This window comes from Mariniflexile ostreae (assembly GCF_042427585.1).
Lineage (GTDB): Bacteria > Bacteroidota > Bacteroidia > Flavobacteriales > Flavobacteriaceae > Pseudalgibacter > Pseudalgibacter ostreae.
Genome location: NZ_JBHMFC010000074.1, coordinates 111,482 through 137,828, shown reverse-complemented (window position 1 = coordinate 137,828; position 26,347 = coordinate 111,482). Strand labels below are relative to the sequence as shown.

Annotated in this window: 15 protein-coding genes; 14 read left to right on the top strand and 1 reads right to left on the bottom strand. The window is 35.8% G+C overall.

The window, feature by feature from the left end:
- Positions 1 to 28: 28 nt before the first annotated feature.
- A complete protein-coding gene (locus ACFFU9_RS11545) occupies positions 29 to 4,243 on the bottom strand; it encodes a hybrid sensor histidine kinase/response regulator transcription factor (RefSeq protein ID WP_379861598.1) in 4,215 nt (1,404 codons plus the stop codon).
- 93 nt (positions 4,244 to 4,336) lie between these two features.
- On the opposite strand from ACFFU9_RS11545, the gene ACFFU9_RS11540 reads away from it, so the two are divergent.
- The 14 genes from ACFFU9_RS11540 to ACFFU9_RS11475 all read left to right on the top strand — a co-directional run bounded on the left by ACFFU9_RS11540 (position 4,337) and on the right by ACFFU9_RS11475 (position 26,329).
- Positions 4,337 to 5,545, top strand: coding sequence for a glycoside hydrolase family protein (locus ACFFU9_RS11540; protein ID WP_379861597.1), 1,209 nt, complete (start codon positions 4,337 to 4,339; stop codon positions 5,543 to 5,545).
- Between the two features lie 10 nt (positions 5,546 to 5,555).
- Positions 5,556 to 8,495: a SusC/RagA family TonB-linked outer membrane protein gene (locus ACFFU9_RS11535; protein WP_379861596.1), complete on the top strand. Its 2,940-nt coding sequence runs from the start codon at positions 5,556 to 5,558 to the stop codon at positions 8,493 to 8,495.
- 22 nt (positions 8,496 to 8,517) lie between these two features.
- Positions 8,518 to 10,158: a RagB/SusD family nutrient uptake outer membrane protein gene (locus ACFFU9_RS11530; protein WP_379861595.1), complete on the top strand. Its 1,641-nt coding sequence runs from the start codon at positions 8,518 to 8,520 to the stop codon at positions 10,156 to 10,158.
- A 182-nt stretch (positions 10,159 to 10,340) separates the two neighbouring features.
- A complete protein-coding gene (locus ACFFU9_RS11525; RefSeq protein WP_379861594.1) occupies positions 10,341 to 11,765 on the top strand; it encodes a sulfatase family protein in 1,425 nt (474 codons plus the stop codon).
- Positions 11,766 to 11,849: 84 nt separating this feature from the next.
- On the top strand, positions 11,850 to 13,208 hold the full coding sequence (locus tag ACFFU9_RS11520; protein ID WP_379861593.1) for a sulfatase: 1,359 nt from the start codon (positions 11,850 to 11,852) through the stop codon (positions 13,206 to 13,208).
- Positions 13,209 to 13,276: 68 nt separating this feature from the next.
- On the top strand, positions 13,277 to 14,401 hold the full coding sequence (locus tag ACFFU9_RS11515; protein WP_379861591.1) for a sulfatase-like hydrolase/transferase: 1,125 nt from the start codon (positions 13,277 to 13,279) through the stop codon (positions 14,399 to 14,401).
- A 119-nt stretch (positions 14,402 to 14,520) separates the two neighbouring features.
- Complete coding sequence (locus ACFFU9_RS11510; protein ID WP_379861590.1) at positions 14,521 to 16,047, top strand: hypothetical protein; 1,527 nt, start codon at positions 14,521 to 14,523, stop codon at positions 16,045 to 16,047.
- Positions 16,048 to 16,051: 4 nt separating this feature from the next.
- Positions 16,052 to 17,491, top strand: coding sequence for a glycoside hydrolase family protein (locus ACFFU9_RS11505; RefSeq protein ID WP_379861589.1), 1,440 nt, complete (start codon positions 16,052 to 16,054; stop codon positions 17,489 to 17,491).
- A 49-nt stretch (positions 17,492 to 17,540) separates the two neighbouring features.
- Positions 17,541 to 18,458, top strand: coding sequence for a glycoside hydrolase family protein (locus tag ACFFU9_RS11500; protein WP_379861588.1), 918 nt, complete (start codon positions 17,541 to 17,543; stop codon positions 18,456 to 18,458).
- A 32-nt stretch (positions 18,459 to 18,490) separates the two neighbouring features.
- On the top strand, positions 18,491 to 20,092 hold the full coding sequence (locus tag ACFFU9_RS11495) for a sulfatase (protein WP_379861587.1): 1,602 nt from the start codon (positions 18,491 to 18,493) through the stop codon (positions 20,090 to 20,092).
- 47 nt (positions 20,093 to 20,139) lie between these two features.
- Entirely contained in the window at positions 20,140 to 21,555 is a 1,416-nt protein-coding gene (locus tag ACFFU9_RS11490) for a sulfatase (protein ID WP_379861586.1), read from the top strand.
- Positions 21,556 to 21,604: 49 nt separating this feature from the next.
- Positions 21,605 to 23,854 (top strand): hypothetical protein, encoded by a 2,250-nt coding sequence (locus tag ACFFU9_RS11485; protein WP_379861585.1) that lies wholly within the window; start codon positions 21,605 to 21,607, stop codon positions 23,852 to 23,854.
- 147 nt (positions 23,855 to 24,001) lie between these two features.
- Positions 24,002 to 24,685 (top strand): sialate O-acetylesterase, encoded by a 684-nt coding sequence (locus tag ACFFU9_RS11480; RefSeq protein WP_379861584.1) that lies wholly within the window; start codon positions 24,002 to 24,004, stop codon positions 24,683 to 24,685.
- A 6-nt stretch (positions 24,686 to 24,691) separates the two neighbouring features.
- Positions 24,692 to 26,329: a right-handed parallel beta-helix repeat-containing protein gene (locus ACFFU9_RS11475; RefSeq protein ID WP_379861583.1), complete on the top strand. Its 1,638-nt coding sequence runs from the start codon at positions 24,692 to 24,694 to the stop codon at positions 26,327 to 26,329.
- The last annotated feature ends 18 nt before the right edge of the window (positions 26,330 to 26,347 follow it).

Below are 26,347 nucleotides of genomic sequence, written 5' to 3'. Positions count from 1 at the left end.
TAAAAGCATGCAAATGCATGATTTGTACCTATTTTTTATTTAGAGATCCAATTGCATCAGAGTTTTCTTTTATAAAATCAGAGGGTGTTTTTCCATATTGTTTTTTAAAGGATTTCGTGAAATAGTTATGAGAATTGAACCCAACAGCATAGCCTATTTCATTAATAGTAGTATCTCCTTTTTTCATTAATTTGATGGCATTTTTTAGTCTTATACTGCGAATAAACTCGGTAGCAGATTGATCTGTAAGTGATTTTAGTTTTCTGTGAAGGTGTGTGCGGCTTAGGTGTAGGTTTTTCGCCAAATCCTCCACGCTGAAATCAGCATTGGTTATGTTTTGTTCAATACTATTTATAGCCTTTAAAAGTAGTTTTTTATCTAGATCATGAATTTCAGAATGGTTTTCCCAGGAATCTTGACTAGAAGCAAACGATTCGCGCAATCCTTTTCTGGAATTTAATAAATTATTGATTTGAACAATTAAAAGGTCTTCATTAAAAGGTTTTGCTAAGTAGGCATCGGCACCAGAATGAATACCTGTTATTTTGTCTTGAATGGTATCTAGGGCAGTAAGTAAAATAACGGGAATATGACTTGTTCTTATATCTGTCTTTATTTTAGAACATAATTCTATACCATTTATTTCTGGCATCATAATATCCGAAACGACTAAATCTGGATATAAAGAATGTATTTGCTCTAAAGCTTCTTTTCCATTTTTTGATTTGGCTATTCTAAAATGATTTTCTAATGACTCTACCAAGAAATCCAATAACTCAGGATTGTCTTCTGCTATTAATATAAGAGACTCCTGATTTTCGGGGGGCTCTGTTAATTTGGGTTTATTTTCTAAAGGTGCAGCAGATTCCGATGTAAAATCAAAAGTAGAGGTAGGAGTGGTTTCTATTGGGGTGTCGTTAAAAAAAGCGAACTGGCGTTCTGGTAAATAAATACAAAAAACAGAGCCCTTGCCTTCAGAGCTGCTTACTGTTAATTGGCCATGGTGCATGGTAATATAATTGGTAGATAAGGAAAGACCTATGCCTGTTCCTCTATTTGCGTTGGTTTCGAGTTGAAAAAACCTTTCAAATATTTGAGGGAGCGTATCTGCCGACATGCCTTCGCCTGTATCCGATATGCTTATGCTAATAAAATCGCCATCGATAATTTCGCCTATAGTGTAGGTGTTCCAGTTAGACTTTAGTTTGGGTCTAGTGTTCTTTTGTATTTTTAATGTAATAGTGCCATTGTCTGGTGAGTACTTAAAGGCATTAGACAACATGTTAACCAATACTTTGTCTAATTTATCGGTATCAAAATCCATTTTTAAGCTGGTCAAATCCGATATAAAATTAAAATTAAAAGCTCTATATCTTGCATGTTCTTCAAAACAATTAAATACATTTTTGCTAAAAGCCACAATGTCGGCATTTATAGGGTTAAGTTTTAGTTTCCCATGATCAATTCTTCTAAAATCTAAAAATTGATTAATTAAACGAAGTAAGCGATCTGTATTGTTTTTAATTAGTATTAACTGTTTATTGGATGCTTCATTTTCAAATCCCGTTTTCAGCAAACGTGTTACAGGGCCTTGAATAAGTGTTAGTGGTGTTCTAAATTCGTGGGAAATATTAGTGAAAAATTGAAGTTTTCCTTGGTGAAGCTGTTCTTTAGTTTCTTGCTGGATTTTTGCTAATTGTATTTCAGATTTAAGTCTTTGACGATGAATTACCTGTTTTCTGAAAAAGTAAATAGAAGCAATAAAAACTATTATATAGAATAAATAGGCATACCAAGTAAGCCATATAGGTGGACTAATATTTATAAAAACTTGGGTAGGGTTGTCGTTCCAAACACTATCGTTATTGGCGGCCTTTACTTCAAAAATATAATTCCCAGGTGGTACGTTTGTGAAATTTGCCTTGTCATTAAAATCAGAATTGTTCCATTGGTCATCAAAGCCTTTTAACCTGTATTTAAATTCGTTTTTTTGAGGGTTTATATAGTTGTTAGAGATAAATTGAAAACTTATAGAGTTTTGTTTATGGGTTAATTCTAAGGTTTTGGTGTTACTAATAATATCTTTTAAAACAGAGTTGGGTCTTTCGGGTAGTACCTCTTCATTGTTTATAAAAAAATGGGTTATTGTTGTAACAGGGGGTATGGGGTTTGTTTTTATTTCTTGGGGAAAGAACCGTATTAAGCCGTCTGACCCACCGAAATACAGCTCGTTATTTAAGGGCGATAAGGCTGCAGTAGGATGAAAATGATTGTTTTGTATCCCCTTATTGCTAATAAAAGACCGAATGGTGTTTGTTGTAGGATTGAGCATAGAAAGGCCGTTTTCGGTTGTAATCCATAAATTATGTTCGAAATCTTCTAATATGGAAAATATTTCATTTCCAGGAAGCCCTTCTTTTATAGTGAAATGTTCTGCTGTACCAGTTTTAGGATTGTATTTGTCTAGCCCTTGGCCATTGGTACCAATCCATATAAAGCCTTTATTGTCTTCATGGAGGCAATAAATATAATTTGTAGCAATACTATTATTATTGGCTTCTTGATAAAAAAAATGGATAAATTGAGAGGAACCTTTTCTTAAAAGATTGAGTCCGTTTTGGGTAGCAAACCAAATATGGCCCTGTTTATCTTGAATGATGTGTCTAACATTGTCGTCTGATATGGTGTTTATATCTAGAGGGTTGTGCTGGTGTTGTGTGAATTTTTTTGATGTAAAATTATAGAAATAAACACCTTGCGGGTAATCGCTAATCCATACCCCTTCGTCTGTTGGCAAAATATCTAAAGCTTGAAAACCAGTATTAAAAGGAGGCGTTAAACGCTGAAAGGTGTTTTGGTTTTTTTTTCGGTAGAAAACACCATGTGCATATGTCCCAACCCATAAGGTTTTAAATTTATCATAAGCAAGTGATTTGATGTTTTGAATCACTTTGCCATTGTAATAAATAGGCTCTGTGGTAAAAATATTGGTTTCAGGATTGAAATTATTCAATTCACCATCATCAGTGCCAATTAATATATTTGGTTTGTGTGGCACCTGTACAAAACTACTTACTATATTGTTGCTTATTGCATTTTTTGATGTAGATTGATTGTAGTGTAAAAATGAATTATTATAGGCGCTATGAAAAGCAAGTCCTCCCATCCAAGTGCCTATCCATATGTTTTTTCGTGAATCTTCGTATAGAGACCAAATGGAGTGGTTTGGTAATTCTGGATATTTTTGTTGATCGATTACAAATGTTACTTTAAAATTATCGATTACGGCAATTCCATTATAAGTTGCAACCCATATTTGGTTGTTTTCATCTTTAATTATACTCCTCACGTCGTTACTGGGCAACTCAGGAGCATTGCTGTTTTTTGAATAAAAGTGATGTTTGGCTTTACCATGCATATCCAAACACAGCAAACCTTGTGATTCATAACCAATCCAAACAAACTCATTATCAATTAAAACAGATCGAACAGGGTTGGCAATACCTTTGGAGTAAAACTGAAATGTATTGGAGTCCTTAAGCTTGTAATAGATGTTGCCGTTCTCATAAAAAACCCAAATACGCATGGTTTTATCCATGGAAACCAAACTCACACGGCTCGTGTTATTGTTTATGTTTTGATATAGCGCCCTACTGGTGTTGATGTTTATTGTTCCAAAACCTTTTTCATCCGAAAACCAAAAGATGTCTTTGTCATCTTGAAAAAAAGAGGTGATGTCTTTACCAATATAATTATCAAACTGATCTTTAATAGAGTATCTGTCGAAATTATCTTTTTTAGCATTATAGGCGCATAAGCCGTTTTCGGTTGCCACCCACATTTTTCCGTTTTTTTCTTTATAAAGTGTGTTTATTCTATTGGTGGAGATAGTAGATAGATCATTCTGTAGGTGATTATACCTTTTAACATCTATAGAGTTGTAGGAAAAAAGACCATTATTGGTGCCAAACCATATAAATCCATGATGATCTTCTAATATAGAAGTGACTTGAGAATAGGCTACCCCTCCAGATGGCGTTATTTTAGATATAGAAATGTGAGGGTTGTTTACAGCAAGTATAAAAGGGGAAATTATAATTAGTAATATGTTATAAAACCATTTTTTCATATCGGGAATTTGATTCTCCAAAATACTAAATAATAGGGTGTGGGCGAAACGCAATGGCCAATAAAGTTTAGCACGTATGTTGTTTTTTGGAACATGTGTTCTAGAATGGGACATATGTTATGATAATTGGTGACAATGGTGCGAAAAAAATCAAGTTGTATCGGGTAGTTTTGACTAAAACAATGAATAATTAAATTTTAAAAAGTAATGAGGTATCTATCTGTTTTTATAATACTGTCCATAGTATTATGTTCTTGTAAATCAAAAGGGGTATTAAAAGATGACGATTTTAATAAAGATAAGTTGATTGAAAAAATTGATAGTCAACTAAAATATTCGCCAGTACTCAAAGAAGACTTTGATCTTTCAAAAAGAAGAATTTTTCCTAGAACATTAGAAGAAGGAGCTATTGGTCTTGTAAGTAAACGAGATTGGACCAGCGGCTTTTATCCAGGCGTTTTATGGTTTACATATCACTTAACAGGAAATACAGAGTGGAAAAATCAAGCCATTAAGTTTACCGAATTATTAGAGAGCGAACAGTTTAATGCATCAAACCACGATATAGGTTTTAAAATGATGGCTAGTTATGGTTTAGGGTATAAGTATTCTAAAAATGAAGCGTATAAAAACATACTAATCCAATCTGCACAAACTTTAATAACAAGATTTGATGAAAATGTAGGGTGTATCCGTTCTTGGGACCACCATAAAGATAAATGGGAGTTTCCTGTGATTATTGATAACATGATGAATCTTGAATTGTTGTACTGGGCTTGGAAAGAAACTGGTGATTCTGTTTTTTATAACATTGCCAATACGCATGCCAAAACGACTATGAAAAACCATTTTAGAAGTGATTACAGTACTTATCATGTGGTTAATTACGATACGATTACAGGTGTTGCAAAATCTAAGGTAACTCATCAAGGTTATGCAGACGACTCTTCGTGGGCAAGAGGGGAAGCATGGGCATTATATGGCTATACTATGGCTTATCGTGAAACCCAAGATGCAGAGTTTTTAAAGCAAGCGGAAAAAGTTGCAAATTATATTATTAACGTGGCTAAGCTTCCTGAAGACTTTGTTCCTACATGGGATTTTAGCTTAAAAGATGTAGCAGATGAACCAAAAGATGCTTCGGCCGCAGCGGTAATGGCTTCGGCACTATATGAATTAAGTACGTTTACAGCCAACAAAGAGAATAAAGAGGCGTATTTAAAAGTAGCCGACGGCATGGTAACCTCTTTGTCTACAGATAATTATTTTAATACGCAAGGTGCCGATAAAGGGTTTTTGTTAAGGCACTCTACAGGAGCTAAACCAGGAGGTTCAGAAATAGATGTCCCTTTAATATATGCTGATTATTATTATTTGGAAGCGCTTTCAAGAAAGATTAAAATTCAAAACAACTAAACTAAAATTCATGAAAAAAAAACAATTATTATTTAGAATAACATGTCTGTCTTTTATTTTTATGACCTTAACCGGATATGCTCAAAACAAAAACATATCCGGAAATGTTACAGGCGAAGATGGTATCCCGCTGCCAGGAGTGTCTATATTAGTTAAAGGGACAACAACAGGAACAATGTCTGATTTTGACGGAAATTACTCCTTAAAAGCAAAGCCAAATGCTATAGTGGTGTTTAGCTACGTAGGAATGGAGTCTCAAGAGGTTTTGGTAGGCTCTAAAACAACCATAAATATAGCTTTGAAATCATCTCAAATTGGATTGGATGAGGTTATAGTAGTAGGGTATGGTACTCAAAAGAAAAGTGATGTAACAGGCTCTGTTGTTTCTGTTAGTACAGAAACTTTAGAGTCTAGGCCAAGAACAAGTTTGGAACAAATGTTACAAGGTACTATGGCAGGCATGAATATTAGTGTAAATGCATCTAATGCAGAAGGGTCGAGCAACTCCATGCTTATTCGTGGACAAAATTCGATTTCCGCCTCAAACGGGCCTTTGGTTATTTTAGATGGTGTTCCTTATGCCGGAAATTTATCCGAAATTAATCCTAAAGATGTTGGTTCTCTTGAGGTTTTGAAAGATGCCTCAGCTGCTGCTATTTATGGGTCTAGGGGGGCTAATGGTGTTATTCTAATTACTTCTAAAAAGGGCAAAGAGGGACAAATGAAAGTGAATTACTCCGTGTCTACCACATTTAATCAACCGGTAAACATACCACGTTTAATGGATGGTAAAACATTTTATGAAGCAAAGGTGGATAGAGGTTTGTCTACTTCATTTGTTGAAGACGAAAGCTATGCGGCAGGTGTAAATACTAATTGGGTAGACCTTGCTACGCGAACAGGGCAAACATTGCAACATGATCTATCGTTTTTAGGAGGCTCTGAAAAAACAAAATATTATGTATCATTATCCTATTTAAACTCCGAAGGTGTTTCGCTTGGAGATGACTTTAAGCGTTATACCTTACGATTAAATTTAGATCATAAATTATTGCCTTGGATTACCTATAGTACTAGTACACAGTACGGGTATTACGACCGAAGCGGAAACAATGCGAGTTTTTCAAGGGCATTTAGCATGAACCCTCTAGGAGTGGCTTTCAATGAGGATGGTACACAAACCCTAGAAACTTGGGATGATGGTGTGTTTGTAGAAAATCCTTTATCGGGATTACTTTATGATAATAGTGATATTACTAGACGATTCACCTCTAATAATAGTATTTTAATAGAGGCACCTTTTGTAAAAGGCTTATCGTATAAATTAAATACAGGTTATGATTACCGGTCTAGGTTAGTGCAAACCTATAGAGGGCGAAATACCCGAGCAGGATTAAGGGTTGGGGGATCTTTAGATTTGGCAAATGAATACGATGAGGATTGGCTTGTTGAAAACATTATCAGTTATAAAAATACATTTGGTAAGCATTCTATCTTTTTAACTGGACTCTATAGTGCGCAAAGTGAATGGTTTGAAAATCATGACGTTAGTGCAGAAGGGTTTCCTAATGATGTCATGACCTATTATCAAGCTAATAAAGCAAGTCTTATAGAGCCTACTGCAGTATATAATAAGCGAACCCATCTCTCCCAAATGTTTAGAGCTAATTATGTGTTCGATTCTAGATATTTGTTAACATTAACAACACGGCGAGACGGTTATTCAGCATTTGGTTCAGATAGTAAATTTGGTGTCTTCCCATCGGCAGCGCTAGGTTGGAACATCTCAAATGAAAATTTTTTAAAAAACTCGAATACGATAAACAATTTAAAGCTTAGGTTGTCTTATGGTAAAAGTGGTAATGAAGCAGTAGGTGCTTATTCTACTTTACCTACATTGTCGTCTGTTGATTATGTGGATGATAATGACGGAACATTATTCGGGTTCTATCCGAGTAGATTAGGAGACCCTTCATTGGGCTGGGAAACAACGGTTTCGTTTAATGCTGGTCTTGACTTTGGATTGTTTAAAAACAGGGTTAAAGGATTAATTGATGTGTACTCATCAAAAACAACAGACCTTTTGTTAAGAAAATCGATATCAAATGTTAATGGAACAGGTTCTATTACCCAAAATATTGGAGAAACCTCAAATAAGGGGATTGAATTTCAAATATCGACGGTAAATGTGCGAAACAACAATTTTCAGTGGAAAACCGATTTTAATATAGCGCACTATAACACAGAAATTGTTAATGTAGGATTGACAGATGCGGAAGGAAACTATATCGATGATGTTGGTAATAAGTGGTTTATTGGTCAGCCTATAAATGTGAATTACGACTATGTATTTGATGGTATTTACCAAGAAGATACTGCAGGTACACCACAGGGCGATGTAGATGCGGGAGATATTCGTTATTTAGATGTAGATGGCGACGGGGATATCGATCCAGATGATAAGCAAGTCATCGGAAGACGAATTCCAGATTTTATAGCAGGATTAACAAATACGTTTAAATATAAAAACTGGTCTTTTAGTTTCTTTTTAAACATGGTTTCGGGTATAACCCAATCCAATACATTGCTATACACACAAGATAATGACCTAAGAGAAAATAGGTATAATGTAGCGTTTTGGACTCCAGAAAATAAAAGCAACACATATCCAAGAAATGATAGAACAGCAAGTGTAAACCAACGTAGTATGGGGTTTTATCGGAGTACGGATTTTATAAGGTTGCAAGATGTTACGCTTAATTATCAATTTCCTTCAGAGACATTAAAGAAATTGAAAATTGAAAATCTTGAGCTTTTTGCTAATATTAAAAACTTATATACGAAAACAGATTGGATTGGTTTAGATCCAGAATTTTCTAACAGTGCATCTCAGCAAACGGCAGTGCCTCAAACAACCTCATTTTTGCTAGGTTTAAAAATTAGCATTTAATTAAAAAATTAAAAATAACAACATGAAAAAAATACTGATATTATTAACAATTGTTGGTGCTGTTTTTATGAGTTCTTGTAATGAAGATACCTTTTTATTAGAAGAACCTAAAGATGATATTTTTGCCGAAAACTTATTTCTTAATTATGATGGTTTTACAAATGGATTAAATGCGCTGTATGCCTTGGTAAGAGAGGATAGAGAAACCCAGAGCAATGTTATTCGAGCCTCTTTATGGCAAATGGGTACAGATAATGCATTTGTAAATAACGGCGCATCGCAATCAGATCCATTTAATAATTATAACGATTTGAATTCTGAAAACAACCTGGTGTCATCCAATTTTAATTGGTTGTATCGAATCATTAACTCTTCAAATTTAATTATCAACCGTGCGGAAAATACGCCTGTTGATTGGATGGGTACAAACGATGCCGACGATTTAAAAAACAAAAATAAAGTTATAGCGCAAGCAAGAGTAATGAGAGCTTGGGCTTACAGGCACTTACGCTATGGGTGGGGAGCAGTTCCGTTAAGTCTTGAGGAAATTGATGGAACCACTTACCGAAATGATTGGGAGCGAAATTCTATTGAGGAAATTAATGCCCAAATGGAAATAGATTTAGTTTTTGCTACAAAAAATTTGGAGATGAGAGAGCAAACGGGCTTGGTTAACGCAGCGGTGGCAGGTACTATGTTGGCAGAGCTATATTTAGATATGGGAGAGAACGGGAAAGCCGAAACCGAGGCGCTTAAAGTTATTAATAGTCCTGAATACGAATTAATGACTTCCAGGTTTGGAGTTGCTGCTTCAAAACCAGGAACGGCGTTTACCGATTTGTTTATTAGCCCAATGCCTAACGATGGAAATAAAGAAGTGTTGTGGGTGCTAAATAACGCATATGCAGATGTAGTTGGTAGTTCTTATGTAACTATAAAAAACATTTGGATCAGTTATTATTCAAAAGACTCAAAACTTAAGAAAAAGAATTTGGATATTTTATATACCTATAACGGTGGAAAAGGAGCTGGTAGAGTTTCTGTAACAGACTCCGCTTTTGGTTGGTACGAAGAAGGGAATGATGACCGATATTCTGAATATGCCGTTAAAAAACACTTTATTTATCCAACAGATGATACCGCTACCTCATTTGAAATCATTGGATCTACCAATATGGACTATGATGACCCAGACGATTTGGAAGATAATTTCCTTTGGCCATATGTAACAAAGTGGGCTTATAACGATCCTTTTGTTTTAGATAATGCATCATTATCAGGGCAATACAATGATCAAATGTATATGCGATTGGCAGAAACATACCTAATTGCTGCCGAAGCTTTAATGAAAAACAATAAACCTGATTTAGCTGCAGGTTATTTAAATGATTTAAGAAGACGATCTAATGCATCAGAAATTGAGGCTTCTGATGTAACATTGGAGTTTATTCTTGAAGAACGTTCTAGGGAGTTAGTAACTGAAGAGTATAGAAAACACACCTTAGTCCGTACAGGAACCTTCTATGATAGAGTAATTAAATACAATCCAAGATTAGATGCAACTAAAGTATATGAGTACAACGAGTATTTTCCAATACCTCAAGGTATTATAGATGCTAATACAGGAGCGAAAATGGAGCAAAACTTTGGTTATAATAAATGATTCTTATAAAGTAACTACCTCATTTGTTAAAGATGAGGTGGTTTTCTATTGTTCAGATTAGGGCGTAATGTGATCAAGGGTCTCTACTCTCAAAATTTTAAGGACCCTTAACGTAAATACAAAATCATTATGCTTTGTAAATTGCTAGTATCAAAAAAAATAATTTAAAAAGGAGTTAAAATATGAGAAAATCATATTACAATAGGTTATTACTTGTTTTGGTAGTCAATTTGATGCTATTAAGTAGTGATGCGCAAAACAAAACCGCTTTTAAGCAAACACCAAATATTATACTTATTATGGCCGATGATCTTGGATATGGTGATGTTGGGTTTACTGGCAATAAAAAAATTATAACACCACATTTGGATAGGATGTCCAAAGAAGGTGTTACACTTACAAATTTTTATGCAGCAGCACCGCTATGCTCCCCTACTAGGGCAAGTGTTTTAACAGGTAGAAGCCCTTTTAGACAAGGCATTTTCGCTGCGCACACTGGGGCTATGCGACCTGCAGAAATAACAATTCCAGAGTATTTAAAAAAAGAAGGTTATCAAACAGGTTTTTTTGGTAAATGGCACTTAGGTTGGGTAGAGCCAGATAAAGTAGAGTCTAGAGGTAGTTATTCGCCACCATGGCACCATGGGTATGATGAAACCTTTGCAACTAAAAGCGCAGTTCCAACTTGGAATCCTACTAAAACACCAAAAGGTTGGAACAGTTGGGGTGCTATGGATGATGGGTCGTGGGGAGGTTCAATATATGTGCAAAATGGCGTGCCAGTTACAGATAATTTAGAGGGCGACGATAGCCGTATTATCATGGATAGAGCCATTCCTTTTATGGAGCAATCTATTGCAGACGATAAACCATTTTTAGCTACTATTTGGTTTCATGCACCACACGAGCCAGTTGTTGCTGGTCCCGAGTATTTGGCTAAATATCCAGACCTTCCGGAAGCTCAAAAACATCTATATGGTTGTATAACGGCCATGGATGATCAAATTGGTCGTTTACGTAATTTCTTAAAAGAAAAAAATATAGATGAAAATACTATTATTTTCTTTACTAGTGATAATGGTCCTTCTGGTCCAATTACTAGAAAAGGAATTGCTTCTGCCGGGCCTTTTAGAGGGCATAAACACCTCATGTACGAAGGTGGTTTACGTGTGCCTTCATTGGCATTATGGACAAAACACACCCAATCTGGTTTGGTTTCTAATTTCCAATCTTCTACAGTAGATTATTTGCCAACGATTTTAGATATTCTTGATATTCCAGCTAAGAAGGGAATTCCTTTAGATGGGGTTAGTTTTAAGTCGGTAATTCTAGATGGTAGTTCTAAAGACCGGACATTGCCCATAACAGCAGGTTATAAACGCTTGTATGGAGGTACGGATATTTATGCTTTTGTAAGTGGTGATTATAAAATTTGTATTCCCAATAAAGGTGATAAAATGATGCTTTTTAATTTAAAAAAAGATCCAGGAGAAAGAAATAATTTAGCTGAAGAAAATCCAAAATTATTGAAAAAGATGACAGCCGAACTAGAAAAAGTCAAGGATTCATGGCGCTTGAGTAATGAAGGAAACGATTACCAATGGTAAACAGATTACGGCATAAAATTAATATTTTTTGACAACAAATTTACACAATATATGCGCACTTTAATAACTAAATAATTTTAACAAATGAAAAGGAACTTACTTTTATGTCTCGTCATTGGTGCGTTTTGTCAATTATGTTATGCACAAAAGAAGCCGAATATTTTATTTATATCGGTCGATGATCTAAATGATTTTCCAGCTTATGCAAATCGATACGAAGGAGCCATTACCCCAAATCTTGACAAGCTCGCTAATCAAGGTACGGTGTTTAATAAAGCGTATAGTCAATATGCGGTATGCGGCCCATCAAGAGCCAGTGTGATGTCTGGATTTTATCCCCATAGATTATCTGGAAGTTTGAACGACGATGAGGTTGTACAAGAATCAACAAAAACACTCGGCTCCGAACTTATGCATACGTGGTTTCGTAAAAATGGATATAAAACGTTGGCAGTGGGCAAAATCTTGCACGGTCATTTGCCCGATGGCACACTGGACGACTCCGGTGGGCGTGGGCTCTTTAGTTCAGGACTCGGAAAACTGCAAAGAAACTGGCACCAAAATGGAACCATGACAGATTGGGCTAAAGGGCCTGAAACAGATGAACAGATGTCGGATTACCAAGCAGCTAATTGGGCCGTTAATGAGCTCGGCAAGAAACATGATAAACCATTTTTTCTAATGGTTGGCTTTTTACGCCCTCATAACCCTTGGTATGTACCAAAAAAATGGTGGGATATGTACGACCGGGATAAGATAAATTTACCACCATATAAAAAAGATGATCTTGATGACATTCCAAAGCAAGGACTTAAAAATATCAAGGATCAGATGCCAAGGACAGAATGGGCCATTGAAACAGACCAAAGGAAAAGTATTGTTCATTCCTATCTGGCTTCAATCACGTTTGTAGATCACCAAATTGGAAAAGTTATTGATGCGCTTGAAGCAAGTGAATACAGCGACAACACCATAATTGTTTTATGGTCAGACCATGGATATCATATGGGCGAAAAAAACACATTCCAAAAAGCAACGTTGTGGGAGCGGTCTACACATGTGCCTTTAATGTTCGCTGGTAATGGTGTGCCTAAGGGAAAAAGTAGCGACCGGGTAGTGAGTTTGCTTGATATTTACCCAACATTGTTAGAAATGAGTGGTTTGCCCAAGAATTTAGAAAATGAAGGGAGGAGTCTGGTTCCGCTAATAAAGGAGCCATCTACAATATGGCCATATCCATCCGTTACGGGTTACGGTAAAGATAACTACGCTGTTCAAGATGAGCGCAATCATTATATACAATATGCCGATGGGACTGAAGAGTTGTATGACCACAAGAATGACCCGAATGAATGGACAAATCTTGCAGGAAAGTCTAAGCTTGCAAAAATAAAAGCCGAATTAGCCAAGCATATCATGGAAATGAAATCTGAGAACCATTAGACTTGTGGTAAACGTTATTTGGCAAAGAATAAAGATAAAATTAAAAATACGATAACACATAAAATACTATGATTCTATTAAAAATTAAAAACCTTACTATAGTATTCTTTTTGATTTTTGCTGTGAATACCAATAATGCAGCCATAAAACAATCGCCACCCGACCGGGTTATTTTGTTTTTCATTGACGGCTTATCTGTAGAAGGGCCTACAAGAATTAACATGCCCAATTTTAATGCCCTAAAAGCTCAGGGAAGCTATTATAAAGAAATGCATTTAACGTTGCCAGGGCATCCTGAAAAGAGCGATACCTATCCATGGTCTTGTTCTATGCCGAATCCTATGCTCATGACAGGAAGTCCTTTTATCGGAAAGAACGGGATTCGAGAATCTATGATACAGCATTCCTTCAAAGATAAAGAGACGGCTTTTATTGTAAATGCTCGTGCATATCAAGATGTAAGCGAAGGTTTTGGTAGCTATCTTTCAAGCTCCTTCAATCCAGATGCTTTGGTCATTGATTTAACAATGAATATTATGGAGGTATCAGATCCTAAGTTTATGCGTGTTCATCTCCAGCGTTCAGGAATTGAAGGGCTAAGGATATCAAAAAACTGGAGCGAGCACGAATCGTATCATCGTAATATCTGGCATAAGGAGTCTCCCTATCGAAAAGCCATTACAGAGGCAGACCGTCAATTGGGGCGATTGGTGCAATATCTCAAGGATAATAATAAATGGGAGAACACGGTGCTTTTAATTTCTAGTGACCATGGACAAGCTAATGAAGGCTGGCACGAGCCTTACAGCCCGCTTGCCAGTGTAACCCCTCTTTTGATAGTTGGTTCTGGTATAAAGAAAGGGGCAACCTTTGAGTATTGCGAAATTATTGATATTGCGCCAACCATTGCTGAACTTAGTAATAAAAAGATACCAGCATTAGCGATTGGTCGTGTTTTGTCGGAGGCATTTGTTAGTCATTCGGAGGCTCCGCCAACGGTTTCTAAAAATATTAAACGACTCAATAAAGTATTGATTGAAGCCCACAAGTTGCCGGAGGCTAAGAAAAAACTGTTAAGCGAGCGTGGGTTTCTTACTATCGATAACTTAGGCCAATGGCACACCACTCCGGCTGGTGATAACTTCGATAGCTTTGTTGTAGAACAGGAAAAAATTCTAGAGCGTATTCAATAATAAAATTAAAACAAGTCCGAGAATAATTAGGCCTAGGCTTAACGTTGTTGGAGCGCTATGATAAACGAAATGCATTATCTAAGCGAACTACATATATAAATAAAATAAACGATAAACAAATGAAGCACATACTACTTTTTGTCTTTTTATGGACCACGTGCATAGGCCAGTCTCAAACTAAATATTATGTAGATAATATTGGTGGAGATGATCGTAATGCAGGAACACATGAAAACCTTCCTTTTAGAAGCTTAGAAAAAATAAACGAACAACTTTTTAATCCAGGAGACGCTATTCTTTTTAAAAGAGGTGGGCATTGGACGGGGATATGCAAACCACAAGGCAATGGTACAGTGGGTAATAGGATTTTAATTGGGTCTTATGGCGAAGGGGATTTGCCCATAATAGATGCTGAAGGGCAAAAGGGGGAAGATGATTTTTTATCGGCTAGTTTAATCCTTTTTAACCAAGAGTATTGGGAAATTAGAGATATAGAAGTCCGAAATTTTGAGAAAGGAAATCCAATAAAGCCAACTAAAAAAGCGGGTATTCTCGTTTTAGCAAAAGATATAGGTACGTTGCATGATTTTAAATTTGAAAATTTAAAAATTAGTAATGTCAATGGCTCTTTAAGGACAAGAATAAATGGCGGACTCTTTTTTAATATCATTGCAGATAGTATTCCTGAAAAAAGAATACCTACAAACTTTAATGGTATTTATGTTAATAACTGCTATTTTTCGGATGTGGATCGTGGCGGTTTTGTAAATCAATCTTTTTGGCGCACACGAGATATGGATTCTAAGTTTGGTGAGCTGTGTGCCGATGGTGAAATAAACAATTGGTACCCGAGCTATAACATCGTTATTGAAAATTCAAAGTTTGAAAACGTAGGGGGCAATGGATTGGTTACACGTGTTGCAGAATCCCCTTTAGTACAATACAACTTGTTTGTTAGGTGTGGTTCTAAAACAACGGGCAATGCATCGTACCCATATAATTGCGATAATGCATTATGGCAATTTAATGAAGCGAGTTATACGGTTTATAACGAAGGCGACATAGATGCCAGTGGGTTTGATAGCGATTATTTATGCAAAAACACCATTATACAATACAATTATAGCCACCATAATGATTGGGGTGGGCTATTGGTTTGCTCTTGGGGAAAGGTTAAAAATGCGTTTAATGATGGTACGATTGTTCGTTACAATGTTTTTCAGGATGAAAAGCATCATATGATCCGTTTTTCTGGGAACATTACTAATACAGAAATCTCGAATAACCTTTTTGTAACAGATGCTGAGGTTGATGATGTTATGATGTGGTATAAACATTGGGGCGGAATCTGGCCAGACAAAACGGTAGTGAAAGATAATGTTTTTTATAATGAAGGCACGACCCATTTTTTAAAGTTAGGAGAAACAAATAACAATTCTTTTTCTGGAAACCTACTGTATGGAAGTGAATTTGCTGATTTTAAAAAATTCAAAACCCATACTGATGTCCATAAAAAAACTGAAAAAGGATTAAAGTTAAAAATAGAACAAGTAAGAAAGATAGGCTTACGAAATGATTTTTCCGTTTCAGAAGCAGAAAAAGTTATTAGTACAATTTGGCCTGATTATTTAATTACAAAAAACTAAATACATGAAAAATATAGGATACATTTTTATAGTAATTATTCTATTTGAAAGCCATTATACGAAAGGATATGCTCAAAAAAATACACCAGAGGGACTACTTTTAGTAGACGCTAAAGTGAAACTGTACCATAAAGATGGCAGTAGAAGTTACAAAGAGTATCAGCCGTTTGAAACCCGAACCTTGGAGTCTGTTAAAGGTTTTGAAATAGCAAAAAACTCGCCAAAACTGAGTAAATATGGTGGGTGGTTAGAACATAAAACAGATTATGCTACAGGTTTTTTTCACGTAAAAAAAATGGGAGATCGCTGGTGGGGAATTGATCCATTAGGCTATAGATATTTTAATATGGCATTAAATGGTGTCACTACAGGAAAATCAAAAAGAACCAAAGAAGCTTTAATAGAGAAATTTGGCTCTAAAGAAAATTGGATTAATGAAACCACTCAAATATTGCAAGAAAATGGTTTTAATTGTGCAGGTTCTTGGAGTGATATAGGTGCCATTGTGGAAGCTAATAAAACCTTAGAGAAACCATTACCATATACCATTATTTGGAATTTTATGAGTGGTTATGGGCGTAAGCGTGGCGGTACACATCAACAACCAGGGCACACAGGATATCCAAAGGATGCTATTTTTGTTTTTGATCCTGAGTTTGAAGCCTTTTGTGATGAACATGCAAAAAAACTATTAGATTATAAAGATGATCCAAACCTATTTGGACATTTTTCAGACAATGAAATGCCATTTAAAATTAAGGCTTTAGATAACTATTTGGCATTACCAAAAGATGATCATGGTTACTTAGCTGCAAATAGATGGTTAAAAGATAATGATATAACCCAAGCGGATATTACAAACGAACACAGAAAAATATTTATGGCATTTGTCGCCGATAAATATTTTTCAATTGTTTCCTCAGCTATTAAAAAATACGACCCTAATCACATGTATATAGGTTCTCGTTTTTACAGTAGAGAAAGGAATTATCCTGAGTTTATGAAAACAGTTGGTAACTATGTGGATGTTATTTCAATTAATTATTATAACCATTGGACACCGGATAGTGAAGATATGGTGAATTGGGAAAAATGGTCTGGTAAACCATTTATTATAACGGAATATTATGTTAAAGGTGAAGATTCTGGGATGGGAAATAAAAGTGGTGCAGGTTGGATTGTACGAACCCAAGAGGACCGCGGGCTATTTTATCAAAACTACAACCTGGCTTTAATCGAATCGAAAAACTGTGTGGGTTGGCACTATTTTAAATACCAAGATAACGACCCAACCGCCAAGGGTGTCGATCCATCCAATGTAGATGCGAACAAGGGGATTGTAAGTAATGAGTATGAGATTTGGACACCCATGATGGAAAAAATGAAAGCATTAAATATAAATACGTATAATCTTATAGAATATTTTGATACAAATGAAAAATAATTGGATGTCTAAAAATAAATTATATTGGTTTTGTTGTTACCTAGTTTTAATGGGTGCAACAGCCTGTAAGTCTACTTCAAATATAACAAAATGGAATGAAGGTGTTTTTGTTCGTTCAGAAAAGAATTTAATGATTCACCCAGAAATGGAAGGTTTAGAAGGTAAACTAGGAGGCAACATTAATGGGCCTTCCGTAATAAAAGTACCCGATTGGGTTCAAAATCCTTTAGGTAAATATTACATGTACTTTGCGCATCATCACGGTAAATACATTCGTTTGGCTTATGCCAATTCTCCTACGGGGCCTTGGGCCATTTATAAACCAGGCGTGCTTCATATAGATAAAACCGCAGCCAAAGGACATATGGCTTCTCCAGATATTATTATAGATGAAGACACTAAAACCATTAGAATGTATTTTCATGGATACAATCAGGACAAGTCAGGGCAAAAAACGTTTGTAAGTACTTCTAAAAACGGATTGGATTTTATAGCTTCCGAAACCGTTTTAGGGCCTTCCTATTTCCGGGTTTTTAAATACAAATCGGATTATTATGCTTTAGTTAAAGGGTCTTTTTATCATTCTGAAGACGGCCTACAACCATTTAAAAAAGGCGCTTTAATATTACCAAAAGCAAGGCATACAGCCGTGAGCTTACATGGCGATAATCTTGTAGTATTTTATTCTCAAAAAGGAGATGCCCCTGAACGGATTCTTGGTTGCGAAGTAAATCTTTCTGAAGGATCTTGGAAAAGTTGGAAAGCCAGCGTACCAAATGAAATATTGAAACCTGAAATGGATTACGAAGGAGTTAACCTTCCTATTAAAGAATCCGTAAAAGGTTTTTCAAGAAACCCGTTACATGAGTTAAGAGATCCTGCTATTTTTATTGATAATGGCGATGTATATCTCTATTATTCCGTTTCTGGAGAATTCGGAATTGCGGTGGCAAAACTCAAAAAATAATTGGACAAATATTGCACTTAATAAATTTGATAATGAAACAAATCATCATAGTTTTTTTTGGTCTATTACTTTTTACAAATTGTCCATCAACCAAAAAAAAAGTGGTACAAGCAGGCACACAACCCAATGTGCTTTTTATTTCGGTAGATGATTTAAACGATTGGGAAGGCGCCTTACTTGGGCACCCACAGGCTATAACCCCCAATATGGACAAGCTTTTTTCGGAAGGTGTTTTGTTTACAAATGCCCATGCCTCACAACCTGTTTGTACGGCTTCTAGAAATTCTTTACTTAGCGGTATTCATCCAACATCATCAGGTTGGTATAGTTCTACTGCTAATATGAAAAAGAATTATGAAACGGTTATGGCGGATCATAAAATGCTTCCAGAGCACTTTAAAAATAATGGCTATAATACCTATGCTACTGGTAAAGTGTTTCACAGTGGCGAATCAGATTACAAAGATAAAACGGATGATTTCTGGACAGAGTATTCACCTCAATTCTGGAGGAATATGGAGCCGCACATTAAAGAAAATGGTTTCGGCTATCGTGGTACTATGTTTTATCCGTTTCCAAAAGGTGGTGGGCAGCTTGTACAATTATATGGCGAAGACAACATCAATGAAAATTATAAGGATACCAACAGGTTTTATTCCTTGTGCGGTGGTCCTTTAGAAGATGAAGATATTCCAGAAAAAGGGATGTACGACGAGCAAATAGCCAATTGGGCCATTGATAAACTCAACCAAAAGCAGGACAAACCATTTTTTATGGCAGTAGGGTTTATTCGGCCGCATGTGCCTTATTCTGCACCAAAAAAGTATTTCGATTTATATCCAATTGAAGATATTGTTGTTCCAGAAGTTCCTGAGGATGAATTCGAAGATATTCCCATTATGGGAAAAGCCATTGCTTATGGTTACACACCTCGCGGCGGTTGGGGTGATGTGAGTCAGAAAAAAGAAATTTTACCAGAATTAGTGCAATCTTATTTAGCCTGTGTCACTTTTGTAGATGAACAAATAGGAAAAGTGGTAGACGCTTTAGAAAAAAGCCCGAATGGTAAAAACACCATTATTGTTTTATGGTCGGATCATGGTCAGCACTTAGGAGAAAAAAGACATTTTAGAAAGCAAGCCCTTTGGGAGGAAGCCACCAAAGTACCCTTATATTTTAAAGTTCCAAATAATAAAAATAACGGACAAAAAAGTAGTCAAGTAGTAAGTCTTTTGGATATTTATCCAACATTAACAGAACTTTGTAAGCTTCCTAAATTACCAAAACTGGAAGGTGAAAGTTTGGTGCCACTTATTAATACTCCCGAAACAAAGCTAGATAGGGCTGTATTAACAACGTGGTACTATAAAAATCATGCGGTAAGAAGTAATGATTGGCGTTATATACAGTATCGTGACGGTGGACAGGAATTATATAATCATAAAACAGACCCAGGGGAACACATAAATTTAGCAAATATACCCGAATATGCTGAGGTTATTGAAGCACATAAAAAATGGTTACCAAAACACGATGCCATACCAGCTGGATCCACCGAGTGGAAAGGCGATAACTTAGATGAAATAGTGAAAGAATGGAATGTTAATAATTCTATTCCTATTTGGTTACGCTAATTAAAAGCATACAATTATCGATTAATTATAAAAAAGAATGATACCCTATGAAACAGATTTTTATGCTTTTTATAAGTTTAGGACTTATTGCAAGCTGTTCTTCATCTAAAAAAACAACTCCAGATAAAAAGCCAAACGTGCTTTTTATTGCGGTTGATGACTTAAATGACTGGGCAGGTTATATGGGCAATAACCAGGTTATTACACCCCATATGGATGGATTGGCCTCACAAGGAACATTTTTTAAGTCAGCCCATTGTCAATATGCGGTCTGTGGTCCTTCACGGGCGAGCGTCATGTCGGGAATGTATTACCACAGCTTGGGCTTTGGAATGGAAGGAAGTATACAGCGGAAGGATGATGAGGTTGTCAACGCTGTTAAAAAGAAAGGGTCCTCTCTTATTTACGAGTATTTTGCAGATTATGGCTACAAGACAATGGCTGCTGGTAAGCTCCTTCATCACCACGTTCCTGAAGAAACAGTTGATGTGTCTCATGGCCGTGGTTCATGGGATTTAAATCTAGATGAAAATGGGAAAAAGAAGCGGCTAAACTGGTTTGGCTCAAAAGGACTTCTGGATTGGGGGCCTATAAGTAAACCGGAAAATGAAATGAGTGATTATAAAGCTGCTGAATGGGCTGTAGATCAACTTTCAAAGGACCACGACAAACCGTTTTTCTTGATGACAGGTTTCTTACGTCCGCATACGCCTTTATATATTCAACAGAAGTATTTAGACATGTATCCGCTTGATGATATCGAACTTCCGCCTTACAAAGAAGACGACTATGATGATATTCCTAAAGCGGCTGAAGCGGTTTGGAATTCTTATCCCGATGTGCCCTGGGCGATTAAGAATAATCAATGGCGAAAGATGCTTCAGGCCTATATGGCTTGCGTTACTTTTACAGATACTCAAATTGGAAAAATATTAGATGCCTTAGAAAACAGCCCATATAGAGATAATACCATTGTTGTTTTATGGTCAGATCACGGGTTTCATATGGGAGAAAAAAGCAGGTTTCAAAAGCATACCGCGTGGGATCGTTCAACTAAAGTTCCACTTATTATCCAGGATCCAAGATCCGGTTCAACAAAACCGGTTGAAGCTAATGTTCAACTAATAGACCTTTACCCCACATTATTAGAACTATGCAGCCTTCCTGAAAATAAAGAAATCGAAGGCCATAGCTTAGTTCCTCTGATGAAAAACCCCGATTTTAAATGGGAATACCCCGCTTACACGTTCAGAAGAGCGAAATATGCGACTGTGAAATACGGCTCTTATCGATTTACAGAATATTTTGATGGCTCTAAAGAGCTTTACAATCACGAAAACGACCCAAATGAATGGAACAACTTGATACATTCAACGAATAATAAATATAAAGATATTATCGAACACATGCATGGATTGCTTCAGAAACCTGATGTGATATTGGGTTACGAGGAGTCCAAATAGAGACAAAGCTCTAATCTTAAAAGCTGATTAATTATATAATAATAACAATATGAAACTAACCAATGTCCAATCCAAATTAGTTCTAGTGTTCCTTTTTTGTCTTGCACTCCTGCCATTACGGGGCTTTTCTGGAAACATCATAGATACAACAGATTATTCATATTGGAGAAAATTAGCAAAGACATCAAAGATGTTCAGCGCTATGAAAGTGAGTGCTATTACTATAGCAAACCAAGGCGATGGTGAAACTAGAGATGTTATGGGAGCCAATGCACTTGCCTATATTCTTGATCCAGCAAATAAGCGTAAATATATTCAGGGTATTAAAGATAAATTCGAGACCAGAATCCGAACTATGGAGATTGGAACAGGTGCTGCGACGTCTTCTGTACGCTCACACGAATTGTTTTATGCCCTTTTGGCACTGGATGTTATACGATACGATTTGGATGCGGCTGTACTTTCTGAATATGAAAGTTGGCTAGAGGCGAAGAGTATGGCCCTAGTAATAGGTAAATGGGATCCTCATGGTTGGGCCATGCGCATGTTATATTACAAATATATTGGAGATGAAACTGAATTTAAAAAGGCTAAAAAAGAATTTGATATCGGGTTGTCAGAGCATTATATGCCTAATGATGGTGTGTCGCCGGCCGGTAATGGTTACTGTGTACAACGGTGGAATTCTATTGAACGTGCTGTTAAAAATATGACACCAGATATCATGGAGTATATGGGTTATCATGAGTATTACACAAACCCAGGAATTGTTGGGCTAAAAGAGTTTATGTATGGCTATGCGGTAGCGCCTTTTGGAAGGATTTTGCTATATGGTGATTCTCGTAATACAGAAAGCCAAAAACCATGGGATATCGAGGAAGGGAATATCATTTTATCGCCAAATATTGTTTCGGCTGCCCGATTTTCACCTGAAGCATACAAATATGCCATGTGGGTGTTGCGTGAAGGGGCAGGTGTTTCTGAGGGCGTTTTAAAGGGGCATTTGTCAAATTACTTAATCATGGCAGGAACTGCGGAAAATAATAACCCTATAGAATTCAATACTGATGATGCTGTAATGGCTCCAAGCCGTTTATTTGAAAATTATGCGGCTTTAATTACAGACACGCAATCTACAGATGCGCTTTATATGAGTATGCAGAATTTAAAAGGAAATACCGAGTATCATACCAATTATGAAACTAACGCTTTGGCTTTGGCAGGTTATGGTGAAATTTTATTGCGTAATGCAGGCTACGATGGACCAAACAATGATGTTACTATAGATGGAGTAACCGCTACTTTTGATTTCATACATTCAAATTCAGAATCTGCGAATACTTTAATGATAGGAGGAAAAAGACATACATCCAAAGTGGGTAATGGTATTGTCGAAGGCTTTGTAGGTCAAAATATAGAGTATTTTAGAGGTTCTAGTTCAGAGGCCATCTCAGGAACGCATCTTAGAGATGTTGTTTTTGTTCAGCCTTCAAATGGCGTTAACGGCTACTATGTGGTTATGGATCATGTAACCACAGATACGGTAGAAGATAATGTTAATGTGGTGTGGCATCCCAATGCAGCAACTTTAAACACTATTCAGAATACTACAGAATATTTCTCTGAAATTAAAATAGAAAAAGGAAATACAGGACCTCGTTTGTATTCTGATAACAATGTAACATTAACTACCTTTTTAGGAACAACTCCAGCTTCAGTTGAATTAAAGAAGACAGCCAATCAAGATCGGTCAGGATTTGCTTTTGTTTCAGATTATATGTATGCTAATTATAATACAAACAACCAACAAGCAGATATTCTTACCGTTTTATTTCCAGGGGATAAGACTCATAAAACAGGCGATTTAAAAAGAATTATAGCTGGCGATTATACAGGTACTGAAATTATCCAAGAAAAAATTGTAGATGTTGCGCTTACTTCTGGAGGGACAAGCCTTGAAACTAATAAAACGGAATCTTTTCAGGGTGAAAATGTCGTTTACAGAAAACTTGCAGGAAAGTTGGTTTCATATTTTGTAAAGGGTGAATCATTTAAGTCAGAACAAGACATTCAAATAGGTTTTAAATCGGATGCCTCAGTTGCATTATATATGAATATTGCAAATGATGTCAAAGGGATGAGTGGAAAGATTATTTCTTCTGAAACTCATGTAACTTTTTATTCACCTGATATCACATCCATAAGATTAGATGGAGAAAATGTGTCAGTAGACAATTCAGTTCCAAATGCTATCCGTGTTAAAATTCCAGAAGGAACATATGCAATTGAACTCTTGTGACTCGTGAAGAAATAAATAATTATTAAGAATTAATAAATAACATCAAATCAAAAAATGAAATATTACAAAATACTTTTAATACTGTGCGTTGGCCTGTTATATCAATGTAAATCAACAAATAGCATAGTTAAAAATGAAGACAAACCAATGGAGCTTTATTTATGCATTGGGCAGTCAAATATGGCAGGAAGAGCCGTTATTGAGGAGCAAGATAAAGACAGCCTTCAGCATGTGTTTTTATTTACAGGAAATGAAGATAAGCCATGGGAAAAAGCAGCTAATCCTTTTAATAAATACTCTACGGTAAGGAAAAGTATCCATATGCAAAGATTAAGTTCAAGCTACGGTTTTGCAAAAGAAATGGCTAATGCTTCTTCTGGAAAGCAAATCGGGTTGATTGTAAATGCTAAAGGAGGCACCTCTATTGAAGAATGGAAACCGGGAGATACACTTTATAATCAAGCCATAAGCCAAGTGGAAAAGGCTATGGAATATGGTGTTTTAAAAGGGGTTATTTGGCATCAAGGTGAAGCAAACGCAGGAAGATATGATAAATACATGCCAAAAATAAAGATATTGATTGAAGCTCTACGAGCAGATTTAAACGCTCCTAATTTACCGTTTGTTGCAGGGCAATTATCACCAGATAAACCACAACGAAACAATTTTAATAACATGATTTTAGAGTTGCCAAATAACGTTAAAAACACGGGAGTTGTTACTACTGAAAACACAACAACTATTGATAAAACTCATTTTGATAGTGAAAGTCAACGCCTTTTAGGAAAACGATATGCTATAGAAATGCTAAAGCTAATCTCAAAAAATTAAAAATAGATGACACTGAAAACAATAAAAACATGTTCTGTTTTGTTAATGTTGAGCTTTCAATATAGTTATGCTCAAACCACCTATTTTGTAGATGATGTTATTGGAACAGATGCTAATAATGGTACTAGTAAAGCAACACCTTTTAAAAGTATTAATAGGATTAATGAATTGAATTTAAAATCCAATGATTCTATTCTTTTTAGAAGAGGAGGCACGTGGATTGGAAATTTTGTTCCAAAAGGAAGTGGTACTAAAAATAAACGCATCGTTATTGGTGCTTATGGTTCTGGACCAGCGCCTGTTTTAGATGCTCAAGGCGTAATTTCGAACAATGAAACAGTGTCATATACCATTCGTTTGTTTAATCAAGAGTATATTGAAATTCGCGATTTAAAAATTAAAAATTATGCACTTTCAGAAGTGCCAAGAGAATATCCGTTAAAAAACAATGTTACCTATGTATATGCTCCTAAAATGGGAATTTATATTGAAGGAAGAGATTGCGGAACACTTCACGATATTCAATTAATTAACGTAGAAGTTTGTGAAGTTAATGGCGATATGAGTGCCAAAGATAATGGAGGTGTTTTTGTTGACATAACGAGAGATAAAGACACTTCAAAACAGGTGAAATCTAATTTTGATGGCTTATATGTTGAAGGCTGTTATATTCATAATGTGGACAGAACAGGCTGGTCTAACAGGTCTGTTTGGGACAGAAGATCATTAACAAGTCATTGGGGAGACAAATTAGCAAATGGAAGAATCCATAATTGGTATCCCAATAAAAATGTTGTTTTTAGAAACAACAAGTTTGAAAAATCAGGGGCTAATGCATTGATAGTTCGCGTAGCTAAAGCGCCTTTGGTAGAGCATTGTGTTTTTACATATAACGGTATAAAAGGGAGTGGTAACGCGTCATTTCCTTTTAATTGTGATGATGCTTTGTTTCAATATAACGAAGCTTCTTATACTTATTATAATACCGAAGCCGATAGTTGGGATCATAAACCAGATGTAGATGCTGGTGGTTTTGATAGCGATTGGAATTGTAAAAACACCATCATTCAATATAATTACAGCCATAATAATGGCCATGGGGGTATTCTAATTTGTAATGATGGAGCGAGTAAAACAGGTTTTAATGATGGCACCATTATTAGGTATAACATTTTTGAAAGTAATAACCATCATATTGTTAGAAACTCGGGGCCTACAACCAATACCCATACTTATAATAACGTGTTTTTTGCAGGAGAAGAACATGATAATGTGCAATTAATTTACCATAAAAGTTGGAATGGATTTCCAAAATCCACAACATACACAAACAATATTTTCTATTCTTTAGGAAAGGGAAATGGGTTCGATTTAGGTGGAAGTACCAATAATGTTTTTAATGCAAATACGTATTATGGCGCTATTAAAGAAGAACCAGAAGATTTAGGGAAAAGCAAAAAAAATCCATTGTTTAAAAGTGCTCTGCCCTCTAAATCTAATTGGAAATCGTATTTACGATTTCTATTAAAAAAGGAATCCCCAGAAATAAATAAAGGCATCGAAATTGAAGGCCATCCTATGAAAGATTTTTTAGGAAATCCTATAAAAGGAAATCCAGATAGAGGTGCATTTGAAAACCAATGATTAACATGTTATTATTAA